General features: G+C 47.8%; 17 protein-coding genes and 1 pseudogene. 11 read left to right on the forward strand and 7 right to left on the reverse strand.

All coding sequences use genetic code 11. The annotated features are described in order from the left end of the window. Nucleotides 1-12: 12 nt before the first annotated feature. The gene (locus KDK17_RS02855) at nt 13-1,461 is read right to left on the reverse strand and encodes a hypothetical protein (protein WP_257287303.1); all 1,449 of its coding nucleotides are present in this window, start codon (nt 1,459-1,461) and stop codon (nt 13-15) included. Nucleotides 1,462-1,698: 237 nt separating this feature from the next. Between KDK17_RS02855 and KDK17_RS02860 the strand changes: the two genes are divergently transcribed. After that, complete coding sequence (locus KDK17_RS02860; protein ID WP_257281229.1) at nt 1,699-2,319, forward strand: FKBP-type peptidyl-prolyl cis-trans isomerase; 621 nt, start codon at nt 1,699-1,701, stop codon at nt 2,317-2,319. A gap of 65 nt (nt 2,320-2,384) precedes the next feature. Here KDK17_RS02860 and gpmI read toward each other — a convergent pair whose 3' ends face one another. Next, nucleotides 2,385-3,914, reverse strand: coding sequence for a 2,3-bisphosphoglycerate-independent phosphoglycerate mutase (gene gpmI / locus KDK17_RS02865; protein WP_257281228.1), 1,530 nt, complete (start codon nt 3,912-3,914; stop codon nt 2,385-2,387). A 449-nt stretch (nt 3,915-4,363) separates the two neighbouring features. Between gpmI and KDK17_RS02870 the strand changes: the two genes are divergently transcribed. The 3 genes from KDK17_RS02870 (at nt 4,364) to secB (ending at nt 5,700) form a co-directional block, all read left to right on the forward strand. After that, on the forward strand, nt 4,364-4,780 hold the full coding sequence (locus KDK17_RS02870) for a rhodanese-like domain-containing protein (protein ID WP_257281227.1): 417 nt from the start codon (nt 4,364-4,366) through the stop codon (nt 4,778-4,780). Between the two features lie 65 nt (nt 4,781-4,845). Beyond that, on the forward strand, nt 4,846-5,097 hold the full coding sequence (gene grxC / locus KDK17_RS02875) for a glutaredoxin 3 (protein ID WP_257281248.1): 252 nt from the start codon (nt 4,846-4,848) through the stop codon (nt 5,095-5,097). Nucleotides 5,098-5,235: 138 nt separating this feature from the next. After that, a complete protein-coding gene (gene secB / locus KDK17_RS02880) occupies nt 5,236-5,700 on the forward strand; it encodes a protein-export chaperone SecB (RefSeq protein WP_257281226.1) in 465 nt (154 codons plus the stop codon). Nucleotides 5,701-5,744: 44 nt separating this feature from the next. On the opposite strand, the gene trmL is transcribed toward secB, so the two are convergent. From trmL to KDK17_RS19455, 3 genes and pseudogenes are all read right to left on the reverse strand, one after another. Further along, nucleotides 5,745-6,209, reverse strand: coding sequence for a tRNA (uridine(34)/cytosine(34)/5-carboxymethylaminomethyluridine(34)-2'-O)-methyltransferase TrmL (gene trmL, locus KDK17_RS02885; protein WP_257287304.1), 465 nt, complete (start codon nt 6,207-6,209; stop codon nt 5,745-5,747). Nucleotides 6,210-6,697: 488 nt separating this feature from the next. Beyond that, nucleotides 6,698-7,735: a hypothetical protein gene (locus KDK17_RS02890; protein WP_257287305.1), complete on the reverse strand. Its 1,038-nt coding sequence runs from the start codon at nt 7,733-7,735 to the stop codon at nt 6,698-6,700. 2 nt (nt 7,736-7,737) lie between these two features. Beyond that, nucleotides 7,738-7,839 (reverse strand): annotated as a pseudogene (locus KDK17_RS19455) (type II toxin-antitoxin system ParD family antitoxin); the annotation flags it as partial. Nucleotides 7,840-8,483: 644 nt separating this feature from the next. On the opposite strand from KDK17_RS19455, the gene KDK17_RS02895 reads away from it, so the two are divergent. From KDK17_RS02895 to KDK17_RS02925, 7 genes are all read left to right on the forward strand, one after another. Further along, complete coding sequence (locus KDK17_RS02895) at nt 8,484-9,059, forward strand: hypothetical protein (RefSeq protein WP_257287306.1); 576 nt, start codon at nt 8,484-8,486, stop codon at nt 9,057-9,059. 136 nt (nt 9,060-9,195) lie between these two features. Then, entirely contained in the window at nt 9,196-11,685 is a 2,490-nt protein-coding gene (locus tag KDK17_RS02900; protein WP_257287307.1) for a TcfC E-set like domain-containing protein, read from the forward strand. 110 nt (nt 11,686-11,795) lie between these two features. Further along, nucleotides 11,796-12,755, forward strand: a complete 960-nt coding sequence (locus KDK17_RS02905; protein WP_257287308.1) for a hypothetical protein — start codon at nt 11,796-11,798, stop codon at nt 12,753-12,755. A gap of 348 nt (nt 12,756-13,103) precedes the next feature. Beyond that, nucleotides 13,104-13,679: a hypothetical protein gene (locus KDK17_RS02910; RefSeq protein ID WP_257281220.1), complete on the forward strand. Its 576-nt coding sequence runs from the start codon at nt 13,104-13,106 to the stop codon at nt 13,677-13,679. A gap of 489 nt (nt 13,680-14,168) precedes the next feature. Continuing rightward, on the forward strand, nt 14,169-14,582 hold the full coding sequence (locus KDK17_RS02915; RefSeq protein ID WP_257274801.1) for a hypothetical protein: 414 nt from the start codon (nt 14,169-14,171) through the stop codon (nt 14,580-14,582). Nucleotides 14,583-14,785: 203 nt separating this feature from the next. Further along, nucleotides 14,786-17,221 carry a TcfC E-set like domain-containing protein gene (locus tag KDK17_RS02920; RefSeq protein WP_257281218.1) on the forward strand — a complete coding sequence of 812 codons (2,436 nt, stop codon included), beginning with the start codon at nt 14,786-14,788 and terminating at the stop codon, nt 17,219-17,221. A 92-nt stretch (nt 17,222-17,313) separates the two neighbouring features. Beyond that, on the forward strand, nt 17,314-18,216 hold the full coding sequence (locus KDK17_RS02925; RefSeq protein ID WP_257274998.1) for a hypothetical protein: 903 nt from the start codon (nt 17,314-17,316) through the stop codon (nt 18,214-18,216). Between the two features lies 1 nt (nt 18,217). Here KDK17_RS02925 and KDK17_RS02930 read toward each other — a convergent pair whose 3' ends face one another. Next, nucleotides 18,218-18,982 (reverse strand): fimbria/pilus periplasmic chaperone, encoded by a 765-nt coding sequence (locus tag KDK17_RS02930; protein ID WP_257274999.1) that lies wholly within the window; start codon nt 18,980-18,982, stop codon nt 18,218-18,220. Nucleotides 18,983-19,073: 91 nt separating this feature from the next. Beyond that, entirely contained in the window at nt 19,074-19,628 is a 555-nt protein-coding gene (locus KDK17_RS02935; protein WP_257275001.1) for a hypothetical protein, read from the reverse strand. Nucleotides 19,629-19,678 lie beyond the last annotated feature (50 nt).

Here is a 19,678-nt window from a genome sequence, read left to right on the forward strand (position 1 = left end):
TGCTTATTGAGCTCAGTGATGAGACTGGCGGAGTGAGTCCATCGCCTTCAAAGCTCCAGCGGCTACTAATTGATCGGTCTCTTGTTTGTTGATGTAGGAGTAGGTCAGCCCCCACTCTTTAAAGCGCTCCCGGAACAAGGTACTCACAAAGTCAATCTCAATGATTTCGGCGTACTCTCCCAGAAAGTAAACATTGGGCGGATTGGGTTTACCCTTTTCTGCCGCTTTGGCAATCAGGCTTGCAGCACGTTCCTGCACCTCGTCCAGAGTAGGTTGCATGGTGGCTTTCATGTGGCCAACATACCAATCTTTAAGAGCTGCTGGTGCCTGTGAGTCCTGCAGTCTGAGTAACAGGATTCTATGGCCCAGCTCGTTTTTTCTCTTGCGCTGGGAATAGCGGTCAAAGAACTCTCTGGGTGATGCCTCCGGGTCAATGTGTTGTTTCAGATAGAGATGGGCAGGGATCTTTTGTGCATTCATTTTCAGCTCTGACAGACAGGTCTTTGTTCCTTCAAGACAAGCAGATGAGTCTAAAGCAACCTCCTGAAACTGGTGGTTGGACTTGTATTCTTCCCATCGTGCCAGCTTTGCCTGACATCTCTCTAATGTGTCCCTGCAATCTGTTTCGAAATTGGAAAAAAATTGATCACTGGCGAAGGCTCCGATGCTGTGAACGCTACCACTGGGAATGGATTTGGGTGGTTTCGGTGGCCTGGGCCTGGGAATAATCATTGGCATGCCAAGGTTACCAGCGTGAAGCGCCTTTTTATCTTTATAACGCATTTTCATATCAACGGTTTTTAATTCGCCATGTTCCACGGAGCACACCAGATCGTAGGTGGTTTTAAAAACGAACAGCTCATCTTCTGCTTGCATCAGTTTCATTGCTTCCCCGATCAGGACGGTATCCCGGGTAGTCTGTATTTCAGTCAGAGCTATCCCGCCGCTTTGAAACGTCTCTTTAATGGCTGTCTCTGCCTGCTTCTGAATGTCGATAACATCCTGCGGGTCAAAAAAGATATACAATTCATCGCCTTCTTTGGCTGTGGCGGCATCAAAGCCTGCTACTGCATAGAGGAATGAAGCGGATGTTTTTGCTGGATCTATACCCCTTTGAGCCAATACCGGCTTTTGCTCTTCAAGCATTTCCCGGGACATTTTTCTGGCCACGGCCGCAGCGTTCAGGGAGGGGTCATAACCACCGGCCTTGACAACATTGCGGGCTCGTTTGGAAGCAATGTTTCCGGAATGGTCCAGATAAGCCTCGTCAATGCTCATGTCCCGCTTGATCGAGACCAGAACCCTGGGTTTGTCATTGTCCAGACGCTGAACCAGATACATTTCTGCTCGGGAGTTCAAGCTCCAGAGTACATAGACCAGCTCTTCCTGAGCCTGGAGAATGGCACTGAAGCTTATCGTAAACAGGGCTACGAACAAAATGGGTACTTTTCTGATAATCATGAATTACTCCTTATAAATTCATAAAGACTCAAATTTTAGACAGGAGTTTCAGGCTTTTAGTTCCTTTCCGGTCGACATTCTTGTTTTATCAACACTTATGGTTTTAAGTCTGAAGTCGGGCAGGTTCGTGGTACAATGGCCTTCTTTCGCCATGAGAATACTGAAAAGGCAGGCTTTTGGCGTCACCTTGAGCGATGTGAATCGCTTACACCAGTTTCACCCAAAGTGAATAATTGAATGTCTGAATATAAAAGTGTCGAAGAGCGCGTAAGCTATGGAATTGGTCGTCAAATGGGCGACCAGCTGGCCAGCAACCCTATTGAAGGCCTGTCCATTGATGCCGTTCTGGCCGGTCTGGCTGACTCCCTGAACGGGGCTCCAAGTGCTGTTGAGCATTCCGCTTTGCAGGAAGCGTTCAACGAAATGCACCAGCGCATTCAGGCTCAGGAAGCTGATAAAGCTAAAGAGTTGTCTGCTGAGGGTGAAAAGTTTCTGGCTGAAAATGCCAAACGTGATGAAGTGACTGTCACCGAGTCAGGTCTGCAGTATGAAGTACTGGTAGCAGGTGATGAGAATGGCGAAAAACCAGGACCCAACGCCACCGTTCGCACTCACTACCATGGTACCCTGCTCAACGGTTCTGTGTTTGACAGCTCTGTGGATCGTGGTCAGCCTATCGAATTCGCTGTTAACGGCGTTATTGCCGGCTGGACAGAAGCCCTGCAGCTCATGACCGTTGGCTCCAAGTGGAAGCTGTTTATTCCATACAACCTGGCCTACGGTGCCCAGGGCGCGGGTGGCGCTATTGGCCCATACGCCACTCTGGTTTTTGAAGTAGAGCTGCTGGCAATTTCCTGATAGCAGTCCCGGACTGGTAGCGTCCTGCTTCCAGTCCTGTTCTGTTTTCCAATGCTCTGAAAGCATCAGCCTGCCAGAGACTTACCGGTCATCTCTTCAGGCTGTTCGAGACCCATCAGATCCAGCAGGGTGGGAGCCAGATCAGACAGAATACCGTCTTTCAGCTCAATGGCTTTGGGACCAAAGTAAACGAGGGGAACCAGCTCGCAAGTATGAGCTGTGTGAGCCTGCCCGGTTTTGGGGTTAACCATCTGCTCAGCGTTACCGTGATCGGCGGTAATCAGACACTGACCACCGGTTTCATCCAGGGCTTCAATCACTCTGCCAATGGATTGATCGACCGCTTCCACGGCTTTCACAGCTGCATCAAATACACCGGTATGACCCACCATGTCGCAGTTAGCGTAGTTGCAGACAATCAGGTCGTGCTTGCCGCTCTTGATCTCAGCGACCAGCTTGTCAGTCACTTCCGGAGCGCTCATTTCAGGCTTAAGGTCATAGGTGGCTACTTTGGGTGATGGAACCAGAATTCTTTCTTCTCCTTGATAGGGCTCCTCACGGCCGCCACTGAAGAAGAAGGTGACGTGGGCATACTTTTCAGTCTCGGCGATACGCAGCTGTGTTTTACCCAGCTTTTCCATGTATTCACCCAGAGTATTAGGCAGCTCGAAAGGTGGATAGGCACATATTGTGTCGATGCTGGCAGCGTATTGAGTCAACATGACAAATCCGGCCATGACCGGTTGTTTGGTACGTCGGAAACCGTCAAACTCTTTTTCTACAAAGGCACGGGTGATTTCACGGGCTCTGTCTGCACGGAAATTCATGAACAGAACCGCATCACCGTCATTAATGGTGGCAGGACTTTCACCCAGGGTAGTGGCTTTTACAAATTCGTCATTCTCATCACGCTCATAAGCCGCGTGCAGGCCTTCTACAGCGGTTTTGGCAGAAAACTCTGCTTTGCCGAGAGTCATCAGGTCATAGGCCTGCTGCACCCGTTCCCAGCGGTTATCACGATCCATAGCGTAGTAACGACCGATCAGGCTGGCGACTCTGCCAATACCTTTTTCTTTCAGAATCGCGTCGGTTTTTGCCAGAGACGTTTCGGCGCTGCGTGGCGGTGTATCACGGCCATCCAGAAATGCGTGAACATACACTTCTTTAGCGCCACGCTTGGCAGCCAGTGCCACCATGGCATTGATATGATCTTCATGGCTGTGAACACCGCCGGGAGACATCAGCCCCATGATATGGACCGCTTTTCCCGTTGAGACGGCTTTGTCGATAGTGTCGGTAAACGCTTTGTTCTCGAAGAAGTCACCGTCCTCAATGGATTTTGTGATGCGGGTAAAGTCCTGGTAGACCACTCGACCGGCACCGAGGTTCATGTGACCGACTTCACTGTTACCCATCTGGCCATCGGGCAGGCCCACATCCATGCCGGAGCCTGAGACAAAACTGAAAGGATGTTCCTTCCGGAGACGATCCATGACGGGCGTATTGGCAGCCAGTATAGCGTTGGAGTCAGATTCTTTTCGGTAACCGTAACCATCGAGGATGATCAGGGCGGTGGTGGTGCGCTTGTCAGTCATGGATCAAACCTTGGGCATATTGGCCAAAAGCAGTGTCTTTGAAATACTGCTCTCAGAGACATTGCAGCTATTCTCAGAAACCGGATTGAGCAGCATCTTTGGCTCAGGGCTGTTTTGAGAGGTGAAGGCCTTGAATTCTACCTGCTTTACAGCTCGTTTCCAGAGACAGAGTGATAGAAATCAACTATTTGCAGGATAGAACAGATGTTGGTGTCAAAGCCTGATTTCCTCTATTGTAAGATGCTGATTGATGCCCCACGGCACTGATGCTCACTACCGTGTTCTTTTAGCGCACACAGTCGTAACTCTATTTAGCAGAATGTATACTTGTCGCCCTACGGCAATTAATTACGACAATTAATCACGAAAATGGGTGCGATTTTCACCATCAATGGTGAGAGGCTAAGCTGTTTTCCCCTCGTTAAGGCATATATTAGTACTGGTTCGGTATGGAACAGATTATTGAATTTATAGGTAACCACCCTCTGCTGGTGGGTTCTCTGGCAGCTCTGTTGTGTGTGCTGCTCTTTACCGAGATGCGCAAAGGTGGTCAGAGTGTCGGTTCTCAGGAAGTGACTCAGCTGATTAACCAGCAAGGAGCTATAGTACTCGACGTCAGGGAAAAAGCCGATTTTAGTAAAGGCCACATCGTTGATGCCATGAGCATGCCTTTTGGCAAAGTCGCTGAGCGAATCGGTGAGCTGAACAAACACAAAGACAAGCCGATTGTTATCGTAGACGCCATGGGCCAGCACAGTGGCTCCGTTGGCAAGCAGTTAAAAGACGCCGGGTTTGAGCAGGTTGTTCGACTGAAGGGTGGAATTGGCACCTGGACGGCAGACAGTCTGCCTCTGGTTAAGAAGTAAAGTAACAGGCCATGATTCACTCCCCAATGGGCGAGTGAATCATGGCCAGCATTATTGGAATAAAAATGGCTCCGGTTACCCTTTATATTTCTGCGTATTGCCCATTTTGCCATCAGGCGCTCAGGCTACTGGACAGCAAAGGGGTCAGCTACCAAACTATCAGCGTCGACGGCAAGCCCGATGTTCGTCAGGAAATGACGCTCAAAGCAGGTGCGCGCACCGTCCCCCAGATATGGATTGGAGACACCCATGTAGGTGGTTGTGATGATCTGTATGCTCTGGAATCTGCCGGGAAACTGGACGACCTGCTGAGGTAAAAACAGGCCCGCTTCCTCAACCTTCAGAGGCATGAGCCTGTTTTTGAAAGTTGCTAATAACCTCACTTGATACTGGTATTTTTATCCCCATTATAAGTGGGAAGCGAATTTAGAACCGACGTTTTTAAGGAAATGATAATGGCTGAGAATCAGCAGCAAGACCAGGCGCAGTTTGCGCTGCAGCGAATCTACGTAAAGGATCTGTCCTTTGAGTCGCCAAAGTCTCCGGAAATGTTTCAGGCGCAGTGGCAGCCAGAAGTTAAGCTGGACCTGAATACCACTAACCGTCTGCTGCACGATGATATGTATGAAGTCGTACTGTCTCTGACCATTACTGTTCAGAATGGCACTGAAGAAGAGAAAGAGACCGCATTCCTGGCTGAAGTTCAGCAGGCGGGCGTTTTCCTGGTCAAGGGGCTGAGTGATGATGAACTGCACCGTACGCTGGGTGCTTTCTGCCCGAACATTCTGTTCCCATACGCTCGTGAAGCCATTGATAACCTGGTTCTGCGTGGCAGCTTCCCTCCGCTGATGCTGGCACCTGTCAACTTCGACGCCCTTTATCTGCAGGCGCGTGAACAGCAGGACGCTACTGTTAACTGATAGTGAACTGAACAGTGCCGGACACTGACCGGCACACTCTTCTCTCATTTCCCTCCGGGAAATTCCAGCTGCTTCCAGGCCTCGTAGACCATAACAGCGACGGTATTGGATAAGTTCAGGCTTCTGCTTTCGGGTAGCATTGGTAAGCGCAGTACCTGATCCTTTGGCAGACTATTCAAAATGTCGATTGGCAAGCCTCTGGTTTCCGGTCCGAACATCAAAGCGTCTCCGGGCTCAAAGGCATGTTCCGAATAGCGAGTGGTGCCTTTGGTGCTCAAAGCCAACACCCTTGTGGGTTTCACTGTCTGAAGAAAGTCCTGATAGTGGTCATGAATCTGCAAATTGGCGTATTCATGGTAATCCAGCCCGGCCCGTTTCAGGCGTTGATCATCAAGATCGAATCCCAGAGGCCTGATCAGATGCAGGCGAAAGCCTGTATTGGCACAGAGTCGGATAATATTCCCCGTATTGGGAGGGATTTCCGGCTGGTATAGAACGATATCAAGCATATTGGCGGGAACTGATTCAGTACATCGAGGGTGAATTATAAGGCTATTCGCGCGATGACTGTCAGTGAATCTATACCCATCACTACATCTTCAAAGGCGATGGATACAGAAACGTTTGTTAACCTTTCAGACAGAAGCCTGAGCCAGTCCTGAGATCAGAACCATGGTTAACAAGAGAGCAACAAGGTTGCAGGTGCGTCCGATGCTACATTGCTTTTCATCGCAGCGACATTGGTCGTAGGGTGACAGATTCATCTTCAGAAGCCTCTTTAAATTCCCTGAGGGTTTGCTGATACACGCTTCGAATACTGCTCTGCCTTGGAAGCCACACAATTAATAGTAGTAAAGCTGGTCAGGGCCGAAAGAAAATTTCTTGCCCTTATAAATCTGTCGGAATAATACTATTTTTTCAGGGGTTTTACAGGTTATCTTGATAAGTGTTGCATTTCTGGCGTATTCGAAAAAATGTATGCTCAATTCATCCCAGCTCAACCCGGAGGAACTGTTTCATCTTTCGAAGCATAATATTCAGCAACCTTTTCATGGGTAGCAGCCATTGCCTGAAGAGTACCGCTCCACATCAGATTGAAGACACCTCCCATGGCAGTTGCATAGGCTAACTGGGCAGCAAAAACCTTAGGGTTTTTAGCGGCAGTGGCTGACAGTTGTCTGAAAACCTCCTGATGGGTTTTGCCCAGTATCCGGCCATTGGCGTGGGTCTTGAGGATATTGTTGATAAAACCTACCGTTGCACCCACACCAAACTGTGTTGCCTTCATTTCAAAATCACTCAGCTTCCCTTCATCCCGTCGTTTTACCTGCTGCCTGTCCATTGAATCCATCGAAAACATCAGCAGAGCGGAAAGACAATTGCTTGTAACGCCTCGAAAAGGCGATGTTAGCGTTCTTTTGAAACCCTGTTGCAGAATAGTTTTAGATCCCTGAGCTTTTTTTACACTGCGATCTCTCATCTGCTGTTTAATTTGCATCGCTGCAAAAGGCTGGCTGGCGACTGTTATTAGTGTGGCAGTGGTGCCGTTGACTGCAAAATTAGCTTTACCCTGGGCGTCTTCGGGCAGCTCCATTGTAGAAGACACGCCATAAAGCAATTGGGCAGATGCTGTTCGAACCGTATCGGCCATCACATAACGAGTAACAGTGCGGGCAATAGCTGGCGTCCAGCCGGCCGTAGATAAAGCCGCCGACAACTTAGGCAGCTGACCGGTTTGCTGTGACTGAGCCAGCGGCCGGAGTAGGGAGGAAGTCGCAGGTGTATTCAATACAGCAGGGAGAAGCATATTGTCTTTAGCAAACTTACTTACGTACAAAAGTAAAGGAGTACCCTTCAAAGCGGGTTCAGGAGGCAGCTCTGTTTTTCGGCTTGCAAGTGATGTTTGGCTGCCTGTTTCTGCGTGACTGGCGTCAGGAAGGTACTTTGACGATTCAATGTTAGCAGAGGGTTTATTATCAGGTGAGACAGTACTCAGGCCCGGTGGTTGCTGTGTGTTGCTGGTTAGTGGGTCCATTATCAACTCCCGTTTAATTCATCAAGCAAACGATCCATATCAAAGTCGTTTACAATCGGGCTGTTACGACCGGCTTCTATTTTGTCCCTCAGTGCCTGTAATCTGGCTTCGTATTCCTGTTCTTCTTTCTCAGTTACCGATGTTGTTCTAGCTCCGCACCATTTGTGTTAATAATTAACGCAAAGTACTACATTCTGGCGATTCTGCTTTTATTCTTTTGTTGAGCGGTACGCATAGGAGATGAGCGCAAACACACTATAAAATGAACTTTTTACCGGCGAGGGGGGGGCGGGTAGTTGCGATCACATTGACGACCTGAAAACAAATGTCTATCTAAAAAAGTCTGCTCAAAAGTTTGATATATAAATTTATATTGATGAATCCGCTTACATTTATGCGTGGAATACCTGTTTTCAAAACCTTTAAATATGAGATGTTGACATGGGTCAATATATCTCTAATAGGTGTTTTTGTGAGCAATTATTTATGTTAGCCTTATCGGAAAATACGTACATTAGTGAGCTTTGAGCTGACTAAAGCGTGTAGAGAGTAAGAAGTATCGGTTTCAGGGAAAGTCAGTCATAAGAATAATAAAAAGACAGTGGTTGTTTAATTCTTTTTGTATTCTCCATGTCTGCCTTGTTGTTCCGAAAGAAGTGTGAAAAATGGCTTCGAGATCAGGGTGTTGGAAAACACCTGAAGCATAGAAAAATAGACAACGGACTAGTTCTGAATATTGGAGAAAGTGATGGAATTTAAAAAAGTAGCTGTGGCTATAGCACTGTCTGCAGGGCTGGCCTCTGTTGGGCTTCAGGCGGCTGTCAATCCTGGTACACCAACTGACAACTCATCTACAGGCACCTTTGATATTACTCTGTACAACAACAGTAAGATTCAGATATACGGCCTTGAAGATGTTGAGATCAATGATACTGATGGTCTACCTGGTACAACAGATGCTACTGGTTCTACACCAGTTTGCGTTGCTGCCAATACTGATCAGTTTAACATTTCAATGAGTACTGCAGGCGGTACATTTGAACTCACCAATACTGATTCAGGTTCTGGTGCTGCTAATATTCCATACACATTGCAGTTGCAAGATAGCGCTGGTTCGGATGTTACCGATGGTCTCTGGGGTGTCGGGGGAAATAGTAGTGGTGTATTGAGTAGTGAAGATCTGGACGTAACAACTAATGATTTCAATAATGTGTCTGCCTGTTCTGGAGCGAACTCTTATAGTATTGTTGTAGCGCCAGACTATACAAGTGCAGATCCTGGCATTTATACAGGTACAGCTATTGTAACTGTCAGCCCAATTTAATCTCAAACAAGTCAGCGTAGTCGATTTCGATGTCTTCGCTGACCCTCCTATAAATATAAAAATAGCCGTGGGTGACAGCCCAAGCAAACCCACGGTAAAAGAACCAGAGCAGTAACAAAAAGGATTTCTCCGGGCCATGACTAGGTGGAAATGCATTGACATTTTATGTATTGCATTGCCCATGGTTTTTGTTTTCTCGAAAGCTATGGCCAGTCAGTCCCTTTTCCTTGCGCAGAATAAAGTCCCCGAAGGTTTTGAAACGCTCAGTGAGCCCCAGCAGTCGCTGGTGGATATCTATTACGGTAACCGCTTTTTAACTTCCCAGCTGGCCACCTTCCAACCCGGTAAAATCACCCTTTCCAACGTTAATGAAGTGGTTCGCCTTATTGGTTCGGTGAATGATCCCGCTTTTTTGACGACGGCTTTGTCGGGCGAGTTGAATACCCATGCCGAGGCGATCTGTCCGCCCAATGTCACCAGAGATTGTGGTGTTCTTAATCCTCCCATTGCCGGTGTGATTTTTGATGAATCCCGATTCCGGGTCGATGTGTTTGTGAATCCCCGCTTCTTGTTGACCAGAGCTGCCGATGTCAGAAAATATCTGCCGCCTTCCGATGCAGGCTTTGCCATGATGCAGAACTTTTCGGCAGCGGCCACGGGTACATCGCAAGACACTAATGGCAGTGATTACACTTTGAATGGTCTGACACTGTTGTCTTATTATGAAAACAGTGTCTTGTGGAGTTGGGACTATTCAAAGTCTCAACAGTTCTCGGTCAATCAGCTTTATGGTCAGAGGGAGTATGAAGGCTTTGAATACAATCTTGGCTTGCTCTCAAGTCAGGGGTTTGGCCTGAACTTTACGTCCGATCAGCCTCTTGTGGGTGCTCGCTTTCAAAGTTCGAATAACACCCGAAACGACACCGACTTCAGTGGCGGTATGCCGGTTGAAATCTTTATGCCCCTCAGGGGCAGGGTTGAAATCAGAAAAGATGGGCGACTGATAGCGTCTTATTTCCATGAAGCCGGTCTTCAGGCTCTGGATACCACTAACTTTCCCAGTGGCGCCTACGACATAGAAATCAGGATTCTGGATGAGCAGGGTAACTTGCAGTCTCAGGAAACTCGTTTCTTTTCCAAACAGTATCAAATCCCCCCCGAAGGTGAATGGCTGCTTTTTGCTGAGACAGGGCGTGTGATGACATCGGTTTTTGATGGCGCTCTGCCTCAAGGTACCGAGCAGTGGCTGACCCGGGCCGGTGTGAGTCGAAGAATTTTCGATACTATGGCAGGAACTCTCTCTGCTGCCGCGACTTTAGATACTTCATTGCTCGAGCTGGGTCTGTTTAACCTGGGGTATCGTTATGAGTTATCACCGTCAGTGATGGTAGCCGATAACGGCAGCTATGGTATGACCCTGACAGGCAGAACCTGGCTGGGTAGCGTCTCTTTGAATGGCAGTTATCGCCGACTCTGGAGAGATGACAGTGAAGAAGAAAACACAGATCGCCCGGCACTGATCGGTGATGCCTTTGAGCAAGGCAGTTTTTCTGTTTCTGCACCTGTCTGGAGGGGCAGTGCCAATTACCGGTTCAGCAGCAACAGAAATAATACCGATGGCAGAACAGAAACTCACGGAGTGAGTTATACCGCTACCGTTTTCAGAACACTGGATTACGATACCAGCGCGACGTTCAGTTTGAGTGAGTCCGAAGGTAACACCGTTGCACTGCTGAGTTTTGAGTGGCGATTCCGTCAGGACCGATGGAATTTCCGGGTTAACCCCCGGGCAGAGATTCAAAACAATAACGGCGTCAGAGACAAAACAGAAAAAATGAGGTTGTCAGCCTCCTGGGATGATGGTGATCTTTATGATGGTCAACTGACGTCCAGTGTCTCCGCAGAGGCGGGCAGTGGCGAACGCAGGCTCGACGGCACTTTGCAGTACGGTAACCGGTTTGGCAGGGCAGCATTATCGGTTAACCATAGCTCAACAGAGGCTGGCCAGATTACTAACTATAACGGCAGTTTCAGTACCAGCTTCCTGACTGATGGCAGTGTTGTGGCCATGGGAGGCGAGCAAAGAGCAGAGAGTGCTCTGGTGGTCAATCTTGATGGACGTGAAGGCGACGTTTTTGATGTAAAAATTGATGGTCAGAGAAGAGGTTATGCTGTAGCGGGCAGACCGTCGGTGATTCCGCTGACACCTTTTGAACAATATACCGTTACCTTGTCGCCTTCAGGGGATACCCTGTATAGTTTTGATGAGCGGGAGCGTCGTTTCACTCTGTATCCCGGAAACGTCGTGACACTCGACTATGAGGCTATACCCCTGCAACTGCTCTTTGGTCGTTTGTTGGTGAACGGTGAACCTCTGGGCAGAGCCCGGATTACCGGTGGACTTTATCCCTCCAGCTCAGATGATATTGGCATGTTCCAGATAGAAGCCCGCTCAGATATTAATGAGTTGAGGATTGAGCTGGAGAATGGTTGGCAATGCTCTGTCCCCGTTGAACCGGATGACGAGCAATACATACTAAGAATGGGAACTCTGGAACTATCCGAGTCTGATTGTGTTCCCGAGCTGGAAGGTCAGTTGGCCATCGGCAAACGGGACGATTCCTGAGCAGGATGCATTTTCAGGAAGTAATGGATATAACAATAATGGAGTCCTGCCGTGTTCAGGGTCATTGATTACAAGAAGGCCGTTTGTTCAAAGGCCCGGGGTTGTTGACATTGAAGTATTTTATCAAAGTGTTTTTTTCGGCACTGATACTCTTTTCGACAGAGGCATGGGCTTTCTTTGAATTCTCTGGTTATGTCGCTGATCCACTTAACGTGACCTCAGGAAATGCAAACCCCACCTACAATTTCACGGTGTCCTTCAGGGCATATTGTGATTCGGGCTGTGAAGGTCAGGATTATCGTCTGGCTCTTTCAGATTCAGATCCCGGCAGCCAGAGCCCTTCGAGTAATGTTCCTGACAGCTATCAAGCCGACGAATTGTCAGAGTTTTTGATCAGTGCCCAATACAGTCAGAATGGAAATCAGGGAAGTTTAGTACCCGGAGAATGGACGCACTCTGATAGCTCTTCCTCATTTTATCAGACCACTACCAATGGGACGGTAACGGGCTCGTTTACATTTACCTTCAATCAGAATCGACTGCTACAGCTTGAGGCTGGTACATACGACTTCAGCTTCTATATAGCCGGTGAAGATATGTACAATACGCGCCATCTGGATAGCATTCTGGTAACCATTCCGATCGTGGTACCTGAGTTTGTACAAATATCTGGCTTGGAAGATGTGGCTCTGGATGCTAATGACTTGTCCGGAAATAATCTTGATGCTGACTTTGGTGCCTGTGTGTTCAGTAATACGGGTGAAGTCTCTATAGACTTTGATAGCAGCAGTAATCCAGGGGATGACTTCATGCTCAGTAAACAGGGTCAGTGTGTGAATGCATCGGATTGTGTTAATTATCGCATGAGGATCAGGACTCCCAGTGAAAGCTGGACCACTTATCGCAGGCAGGGGCAACGACCTAACAGGGGCTGGACTGCCAGTACTCAGCAGGATTGCGGTGGTCAGGACAACATGACGTTGCGGGTCAGGATCAAAGGCAATGATCTTGATAATATTGACTCGGGTGTTTATAGCGATACCATGACAGTTACCATAAGGGCCCAATAAAGACAGACTGGAATGTCTTTCTCTCTTCTGTGCTGCGATTGAATAATCCGTACTCAACCTCGGTGTTGCTACTGAGAATTTTCAATGTTCAGCTCTTTCTGGAATACAGTCGTTTAATCTTTAATATAAAAATACTGACTCTTTGGCTTCATAAGATTTTTCCATTACGCATTACAGAATGAATCAACAATAAATATAAACGACAAAGTTATATTATTCGTTAAATCTATTGAGGCCGTGAGCTTCTTTATGTCTGCTACACTGTTCCAATGACGCTTGGAGAGAGTCTTCAGGTTCAGGATCCCGTTTGGCATCTGAAATACAGAAGCAAAGCGGATTACGAACTGGTTGGATAAAGGGGAAAGCAATGGAGTTAAAGAAGTAGTTGTAGCTGTTGCTTTATCTTCAGGATTGGCCTCGTCATGGCTCCAGGCTGCTGTAAACCCAACAGAGCCGACTGCGGACTTGTCTTCTGGCAACTTTGAAATTACTTACAGAAGAAAGGTTCAGATACAGCTCTTTGGTCTGGAGGACATAACATTCGATAAATCCGCTGCTTCTAAAGGAGATCTCGAAGGTTCAACCCCTTCTTGTGTTGACTCGAACATTGAACGCTACGAAGTCAGTCTGGACAGCAGAAATGATTTTAATTTGACTGCAGGCCTGGGCCCGGGATCGGACAAGATCCCTTATTTATTGACCTATTCTCAGAAAAAAGGTGCAAAAGACCAGGTATGGGGAGCTGGCAACCTCGGGCCTGGCGTTACAGCGGGCAATTTTGCAATAGACGGTCCCATTGACAGTAAGACTTGCGACCCTGCTCTGGACTCTAAAATCACTGTGGACATTAAAGAAGCGGATTACACCGGTAAGCCTGAAGGCGTTTATTCAGACACGGTTACAGTGATCGTCTCATCAATTTAATTCTTGATAGTCAGTGGAGTTGGCACCAGCCTCTATGCTGGCTGTACGAAAAATATGAAACGGCTGTGAGTAAGAGTCCCGAGCCAGTCCACGATATAAACAAGCAATGTAGTTTTTTGTTCCGGGTAGTTCATAAATCCACGAGTAATACGACAAATGTAAATTATCTAGATAAACGATAAAGACTGATTAATAGGTGTATCGATTGAGTTCAGGTATGACTCCATACGTCTGCTACACTGTTGCAATCAAAGTTTGAAAAGAGGCATTGAACTCAGGGTGTCTTAAAGTACTTGGGGCGCAGAAACAAAACGCATTAAAAACAGCTTAGGTAAAGGAGAAAGAGATGCAATTAAAGAAGTAGTTAAAAGTGTGGCGCTATCGGCAGGGCTTTTCTCTTTCGGGCTTCAGGCAGCTGAAAACCCAACAGGACCGACTGCAGACTCATCTACCGGCAAGTTTGATATCTTTCTTAGAAACGAGGTTCAAATGAGGCTCTTTGCTCTGATGGACGTAACTTTCAATACCACCTCTGCCACTACCGGTGATCTCACTGGTTTCACTCCTTCCTGTGTTGATTCAAATGTTGAACGATACGAAGTCAGTCTGGCAAGCGACCATAATTTTACATTGGAACCATCAGGAGCAGGTCCTGCAGACGAAATCCCTTATTTGTTGACCTATTCTCAGAAAGGTGGTGCGGCGGATCAGGTCTGGGGAGCGGGTCAGTTGGTGTCGGGTGCTGTGGCAGGTGATTTTAAAAGAGATGGCCCTATTGGAGGTAACACTTGTGATGCTGCTCTGGACTCTAAAATTACTGTAGACATTAAAGAAGCGGACTATAAAGGTAAAAGTGTAGGCGTATATTCAGACACTGTCACAGTCGTAGTCACAGCTATTTAATCCCTAATGGCCGGTAAAGTTGACTCTGGTCTGGTCACTGGCTTTCCAAAAAATATGAAAGCGGCGCTGAGTAACAGCCCTGAGTCGGCCCTCGGTGTAAAGTACCTCTGTCAGGTAATTAAGTATCAGAGCAGTAACGAAAATGATTGTTTCGGGCCATGACAAAATGGAAATGCGTTGACATTTTATGTGTTGCGTTGCTCATGGTTTTTGTTTGCTCGAAAACTATGGCCAATCAGGCGCTTTTTCTTGCCCAGAATAAAGCTCCCAAAGGTTTTGAGACCCTTAGTCAGCCTCAGCGATCGCTGGTGGATATTTATTATGGCAACCGCTATTTAACCTCCCAGCTGGCTACCTTCCAACCCGGTGAAATTACCCTTTCCAATGTTAATGATGTGGTTCGCCTTATCGGTTCGGTGAACGATCCTGTTTTTTTGGCTTCGGCTTTATCCGGCGAGTTGAATACCCATACTGAGGCTATTTGTCCGCCCGGTGTCACCAAAGATTGTGGTGTTCTTAACCCTCCCGTTGCCGGTGTGATTTTTGATGAATCCCGCTTCAGGGTCGATGTGTTTGTTAATCCCCGCTTCCTGTTAACCCGAGCTGCCGATGTCAGAAAATACCTGCCGCCTTCTGACTCAGGCTTTGCCATGATGCAAAACTTTTCGGCAGCAGTAACCGGTATATCTGAAGATGCCAATGGCAGTGACTATACTTTGTACGGCCTGACGCTGCTCTCTTATCATGAAAATAGTGTGTTGTGGAGCTGGGACTATTCAAAGTCTCAAGACTTCTCGGTCAATCAGCTATACGGTCAGAGGGATTTTGAAGGCTTTGAGTACGATGTTGGCCTGCTTTCAAGTCGGGGGTTTGGCCTCAATTTTACGTCTGATCAGCCCCTTGTCGGAGCCCGGTTTCGGACTTCTGATAACACCAGAGAAGATACCGATTTCAGTGGCGGTATGCCGATCGATATCTTTATGCCGCTCAGGGGCAGGGTTGAAGTCAGACGAGATGGACGACTGATTGCGTCTTATTTTCTTGAAGCGGGTCTTCAGGCTCTGAATACCACTACTTTTCCCACGGGTGCCTACGATATAGACATCCGGATTCTGGATGAGCAGGGTAACCTTCAGTCTGAGGAAACCCGTTTCTTTGCCAAGCAGTTTCAACTACCGCCTGAAGGTGAATGGCTGTTTTTTGCTGAGACCGGGCGTGTGATGACATCGGTTTTTGATGGGGTTCTGCCTGATAGTACTCAACAGTGGTTGACCCGGGCCGGTGTGAGTCGGAGAATTTTTGAGACGGTGGCAGGGACTTTGTCTGCTGCCGCTACTTTAGATACTTCATTGCTTGAGCTGGGGCTATTCAAGTTGGGCTATCGTTATGAGTTATCACCCTCGGTGATGCTGGCAGATAATGGCAGCTATGGTATGACTCTCATAGCCAGAACCTGGCTGGGCAACGCCTCTTTGAATGGCAGTTATCGACGACTCTGGAGGGACGATAGTGAAGTGGAAAATTCCGATCGCCCGGCATTGATCGGTGATGCTTTTGAGCAAAGCAGTTTTTCTATTGCAGTACCCCTCTGGAGAGGCGCTGCCAATTACCGATTCAGCAGTAATAGAAATAATAACGATGGCAGAACAGAAACCCACGGAGTGAGTTATACCGCTACCGTTTTCAGAACGCTGGATTACGATACGAATGTTACTTTCAGTTTCAGTGAGTCAGAAGGTAACTCAGTAGCATTGTTGAGTCTGGAGTGGCGATTTCGTCAGGATCGATGGACTTTCCGGGTTAACCCCCGGGCTGAGGTTCAAGACACTAACGGCCTGGAAGACAGAACAGAAAAAATGAGGCTGTCAGCCTCCTGGGATGATGGTGACCTTTATGATGGTCAGCTGATTTCTACTGTCTCTGCAGAAGCGGGAAGTGGCGAACGAAGACTTGATGGTGTCTTGCAATACGGTGACCGTTTTGGCAAAGCAGCATTGACGGTTAACCATCGTTCAACAGAGGCCAATCGGGTTACTAACTATAACGGCAGTTTCAGTACCAGCTTTCTGACCGATGGCAATGTTGTGGCTATGGGTGGAGAGCGAGTGGCAGAGAGTGCTCTGGTGGTCAATCTGAAGGGTCGTGAAGGCGACGTGTTTGATGTAACCATTGACGGTCACAGAAGAGGTTATGCCGTGGCAGACAGACCGTCGGTGATCCCGCTGGCACCTTTTGAACAATATACCGTAACCCTGTCGCCTTCAGGGGATACGCTCTACAGTTTTGATGAGCGGGAGCGACGTGTCACCCTGTATCCCGGCAACGTCGTGACGCTGGACTATGAGGCTATACCCCTGAGACTGCTTTTTGGTCGCTTGTTGATGAAGGGTAAGCCTCTGGACGGAGCTCGGATTATTGGAGGACTTTATCCTGCCAGTTCGGACGATATTGGCATGTTCCAGATAGAAGCCCGCTCAGATACTCATGAGTTGAGGATTGAACTCGAGAATGGTTGGCAATGCACTGTGCCCGTCGTACCGGATGACAAGCAGTACATACTAAGAATGGGAACCCTGGATCTTTCCGAGTATGATTGTGGTCCCGATCTTCAAGGCCAGTTGACCAATGGCGAACGGTAAGGCTCCTGAGTATTAATGATACTCGGTTATACAGCGATACTTCGATGGTTAAAGTTGGGGTCCGGTCAAAATAAAGCAGATGTTGTTTTCTTATGATGTTTCTCAGAGGAGTACTTGCGCTAATTGCACTGACATTAGCTAACACAGCTTCGGGCTTTTTCGTTTTTGGTCAGCCTCAGTATACTGCGCCGCTTGTTACCTGGGCCGGTGGGGATGTTGACATCGACCTACCTTTGCAGTTGCAGTCGTGCAATGGCACCGGTCTTGGGTCGCGCTTTCCTCGCTGTGGCTGGTTTCGACAATCTGAAGATTACACCATTGAAGCTTCTGGTTTTGATTTCATCTCTTCAGGGAGTGCTCCTGCTATAGAAATGTCCCGGGTGGTCTTTGAGCAGGGGGTAAATTCATTGTTGCTAAAAGATGGTAGCAATATTCCGGATACGAGTTCGACATTCCTGGCTCCGGGGACTTGGAGACAGGTTGGAGGGCAAGTATCGGTCAAGGTGAATGCTATCGAGTTAGAAGGGCGTCAACCCGGAAATTATCAGGCGGTATTAAAGCTCAAAGGCATGGAGAGTGGTGGTTTTATTCCTTATACCGATAACACTGACCTTATCTTTGAGCTGAAAATTCCTGATCGCATCCAGATCAGTGGCCTTAAAGACATGGCGCTTAGTGACAAGAATCTTCAGGGTAATATGGATTTTTGTGTATACACTCAAAGCGGATCTGACTTCACTGTCAGAGCCACTGGGTTGACGGGTGCTTTTCTTTTATCAGGTCGGGTGGGTTATCAGTTAAGAGTTGGGCAAGGGGGCTCCATGGAAACTCTGGTGCCGGGAGTGGATGGGCAGCCCTGGAAAGGTTCTACTCTGCAGTATTGTGGCGGTGGCTCCAATATGAATTTTGAAATTACCGTACCTTCATCAGAAGTATCCGGGCTCGAACCCGGCATCTACAAAGATACGGTAACGGTGACAGTATCAGTTCATTAAATCAGAACGTCTTTCTTTCCTCAGTGCTGCCGTTGAACAAACCGTATTCGACTTCAGTGTTGCTGCTGGGGATTTTCAATGTCCAGCTCTGCCCGGCATAGAGCCGTTTAATATCATCAATGTCAGTGCACTGACGCTTGCCTTTCTGGCCTGAGCAGAATTGCCCATTTCGTAATACCACATTAATGTTGCCACTGTTGGTAAAAGTGATTGAGTCTCTCTCTCGCTTGGCTGTCACTTTGTATTCCGGATTTTCCGGGCGAACAAAGACCAGCGCCTGGTATGCAATCAGCAGTTTAATAGCGTTCTGAGTGGCTTCCAGGTCACCGACGACGGGTTTGAAGGTCACCCTGTAGACCGACTCTACTTTTTTTGGTGTTTCAAGGCTGACCAGTCGAACTGTTTTTCGGCTGTTGGGGGCGACAATGGTTTTCTGTGGCGTGCTGAGTAATTTCAGCTCGGAGGGGTCGGTAATACGAACCCTTTCTTCCTGATCAGTTCCGGGGTTAACGACTTTGTAGACCTCAGTCTGCAGATACAGATTTTCCTTATCCGGATTGGTAACGACTATGTCCTGACGAGGGGATTTGTCCGGCTCGAAATAAACGATCATTTTATCCAGAGACATGGCACCATAGGTATTGAGGGACATAGCCAGAGATACCATAGCCAGAGATGCCATAGCTAATAATTGAGGTAAGCGAGGAAGTTTAAGCCATGACCGCATCTGTTGGGCCCTTGTGTTTCTGTAATCTGGTCCAGTCACTCAAGTGATCTCTTTTTCATCATCACTATGAATATCAGGCAATAGTCTTGGGGTTCCATTTTACGGGCACTATTGCCTGTGGTAAACCATCTTATTCGGCATTGATAATCAAGTTCAGTTCACCTTTGAGGGGCTGCTGAGCGACGTCTTGAGGTAGCTTCACCATAAAACCCGTTCGACTGCTATCGCAGTCTGAGTTGCCTGATAGTGCATTGATCGGGTTGCTGTTCTGACCGCTGTTAAGGGCCTGGGCTTCCTGATTAGAAGGCCACAGGTCGACTTCATAGTTATAGGATCTTTGATCATTTCTCAGAGCATAGGAGCCACCCGCTCCTGAACCTTCTGTGACAACAGAATACTGATTAATCCCTGTGCCCCTGATGCAAATAGGCTCCACTTCATTGAATGTGGCAACGGTTGAAGTCGCATCATTGAGGTTGGGAGCGTTTGAATCAGCGTCATCCGTTTGAGATATGGACGGGGTTGCTATGGAGGCTTGCAAGTTAGGCTTTATGACCAGGCGAATACCGAAAGAACCTGTGGAGGTTTTTCCAATGCTGCCTTGCTGTGCAGAATAAGTCGAAGACGTGATTAGAATAAACAACGAGGCAACTAAGCCTCTGCAGACCATTGCTGAGAGTTTCATATTACACCTACTTCCTGTCTGGTGTTACTTAAGTCGAGTATAGAAATTCT

The organism is Endozoicomonas sp. SESOKO2, assembly GCF_024606245.1.
In the GTDB taxonomy this organism is placed as follows: Bacteria; Pseudomonadota; Gammaproteobacteria; order Pseudomonadales; family Endozoicomonadaceae; genus Endozoicomonas_A.

What these genes read in the sequence shown, in the direction of transcription:
- KDK17_RS02935 (WP_257275001.1), bottom strand. Translation starts at nt 19,628, where the DNA reads ATGAAACTCTCAGCAATGGTCTGCAGAGGCTTAGTTGCCTCGTTGTTT.
- secB (WP_257281226.1), top strand. Translation starts at nt 5,236, where the DNA reads ATGGCTGAGAATCAGCAGCAAGACCAGGCGCAGTTTGCGCTGCAGCGA.
- KDK17_RS02920 (WP_257281218.1), top strand. Translation starts at nt 14,786, where the DNA reads ATGGTTTTTGTTTGCTCGAAAACTATGGCCAATCAGGCGCTTTTTCTT.
- grxC (WP_257281248.1), top strand. Translation starts at nt 4,846, where the DNA reads ATGGCTCCGGTTACCCTTTATATTTCTGCGTATTGCCCATTTTGCCAT.
- KDK17_RS02895 (WP_257287306.1), top strand. Translation starts at nt 8,484, where the DNA reads ATGGAATTTAAAAAAGTAGCTGTGGCTATAGCACTGTCTGCAGGGCTG.
- KDK17_RS02890 (WP_257287305.1), bottom strand. Translation starts at nt 7,735, where the DNA reads ATGGACCCACTAACCAGCAACACACAGCAACCACCGGGCCTGAGTACT.
- trmL (WP_257287304.1), bottom strand. Translation starts at nt 6,209, where the DNA reads ATGCTTGATATCGTTCTATACCAGCCGGAAATCCCTCCCAATACGGGG.
- KDK17_RS02915 (WP_257274801.1), top strand. Translation starts at nt 14,169, where the DNA reads ATGAGGCTCTTTGCTCTGATGGACGTAACTTTCAATACCACCTCTGCC.
- gpmI (WP_257281228.1), bottom strand. Translation starts at nt 3,914, where the DNA reads ATGACTGACAAGCGCACCACCACCGCCCTGATCATCCTCGATGGTTAC.
- KDK17_RS02860 (WP_257281229.1), top strand. Translation starts at nt 1,699, where the DNA reads ATGTCTGAATATAAAAGTGTCGAAGAGCGCGTAAGCTATGGAATTGGT.
- KDK17_RS02870 (WP_257281227.1), top strand. Translation starts at nt 4,364, where the DNA reads ATGGAACAGATTATTGAATTTATAGGTAACCACCCTCTGCTGGTGGGT.
- KDK17_RS02900 (WP_257287307.1), top strand. Translation starts at nt 9,196, where the DNA reads ATGACTAGGTGGAAATGCATTGACATTTTATGTATTGCATTGCCCATG.
- KDK17_RS02855 (WP_257287303.1), bottom strand. Translation starts at nt 1,461, where the DNA reads ATGATTATCAGAAAAGTACCCATTTTGTTCGTAGCCCTGTTTACGATA.
- KDK17_RS02925 (WP_257274998.1), top strand. Translation starts at nt 17,314, where the DNA reads ATGATGTTTCTCAGAGGAGTACTTGCGCTAATTGCACTGACATTAGCT.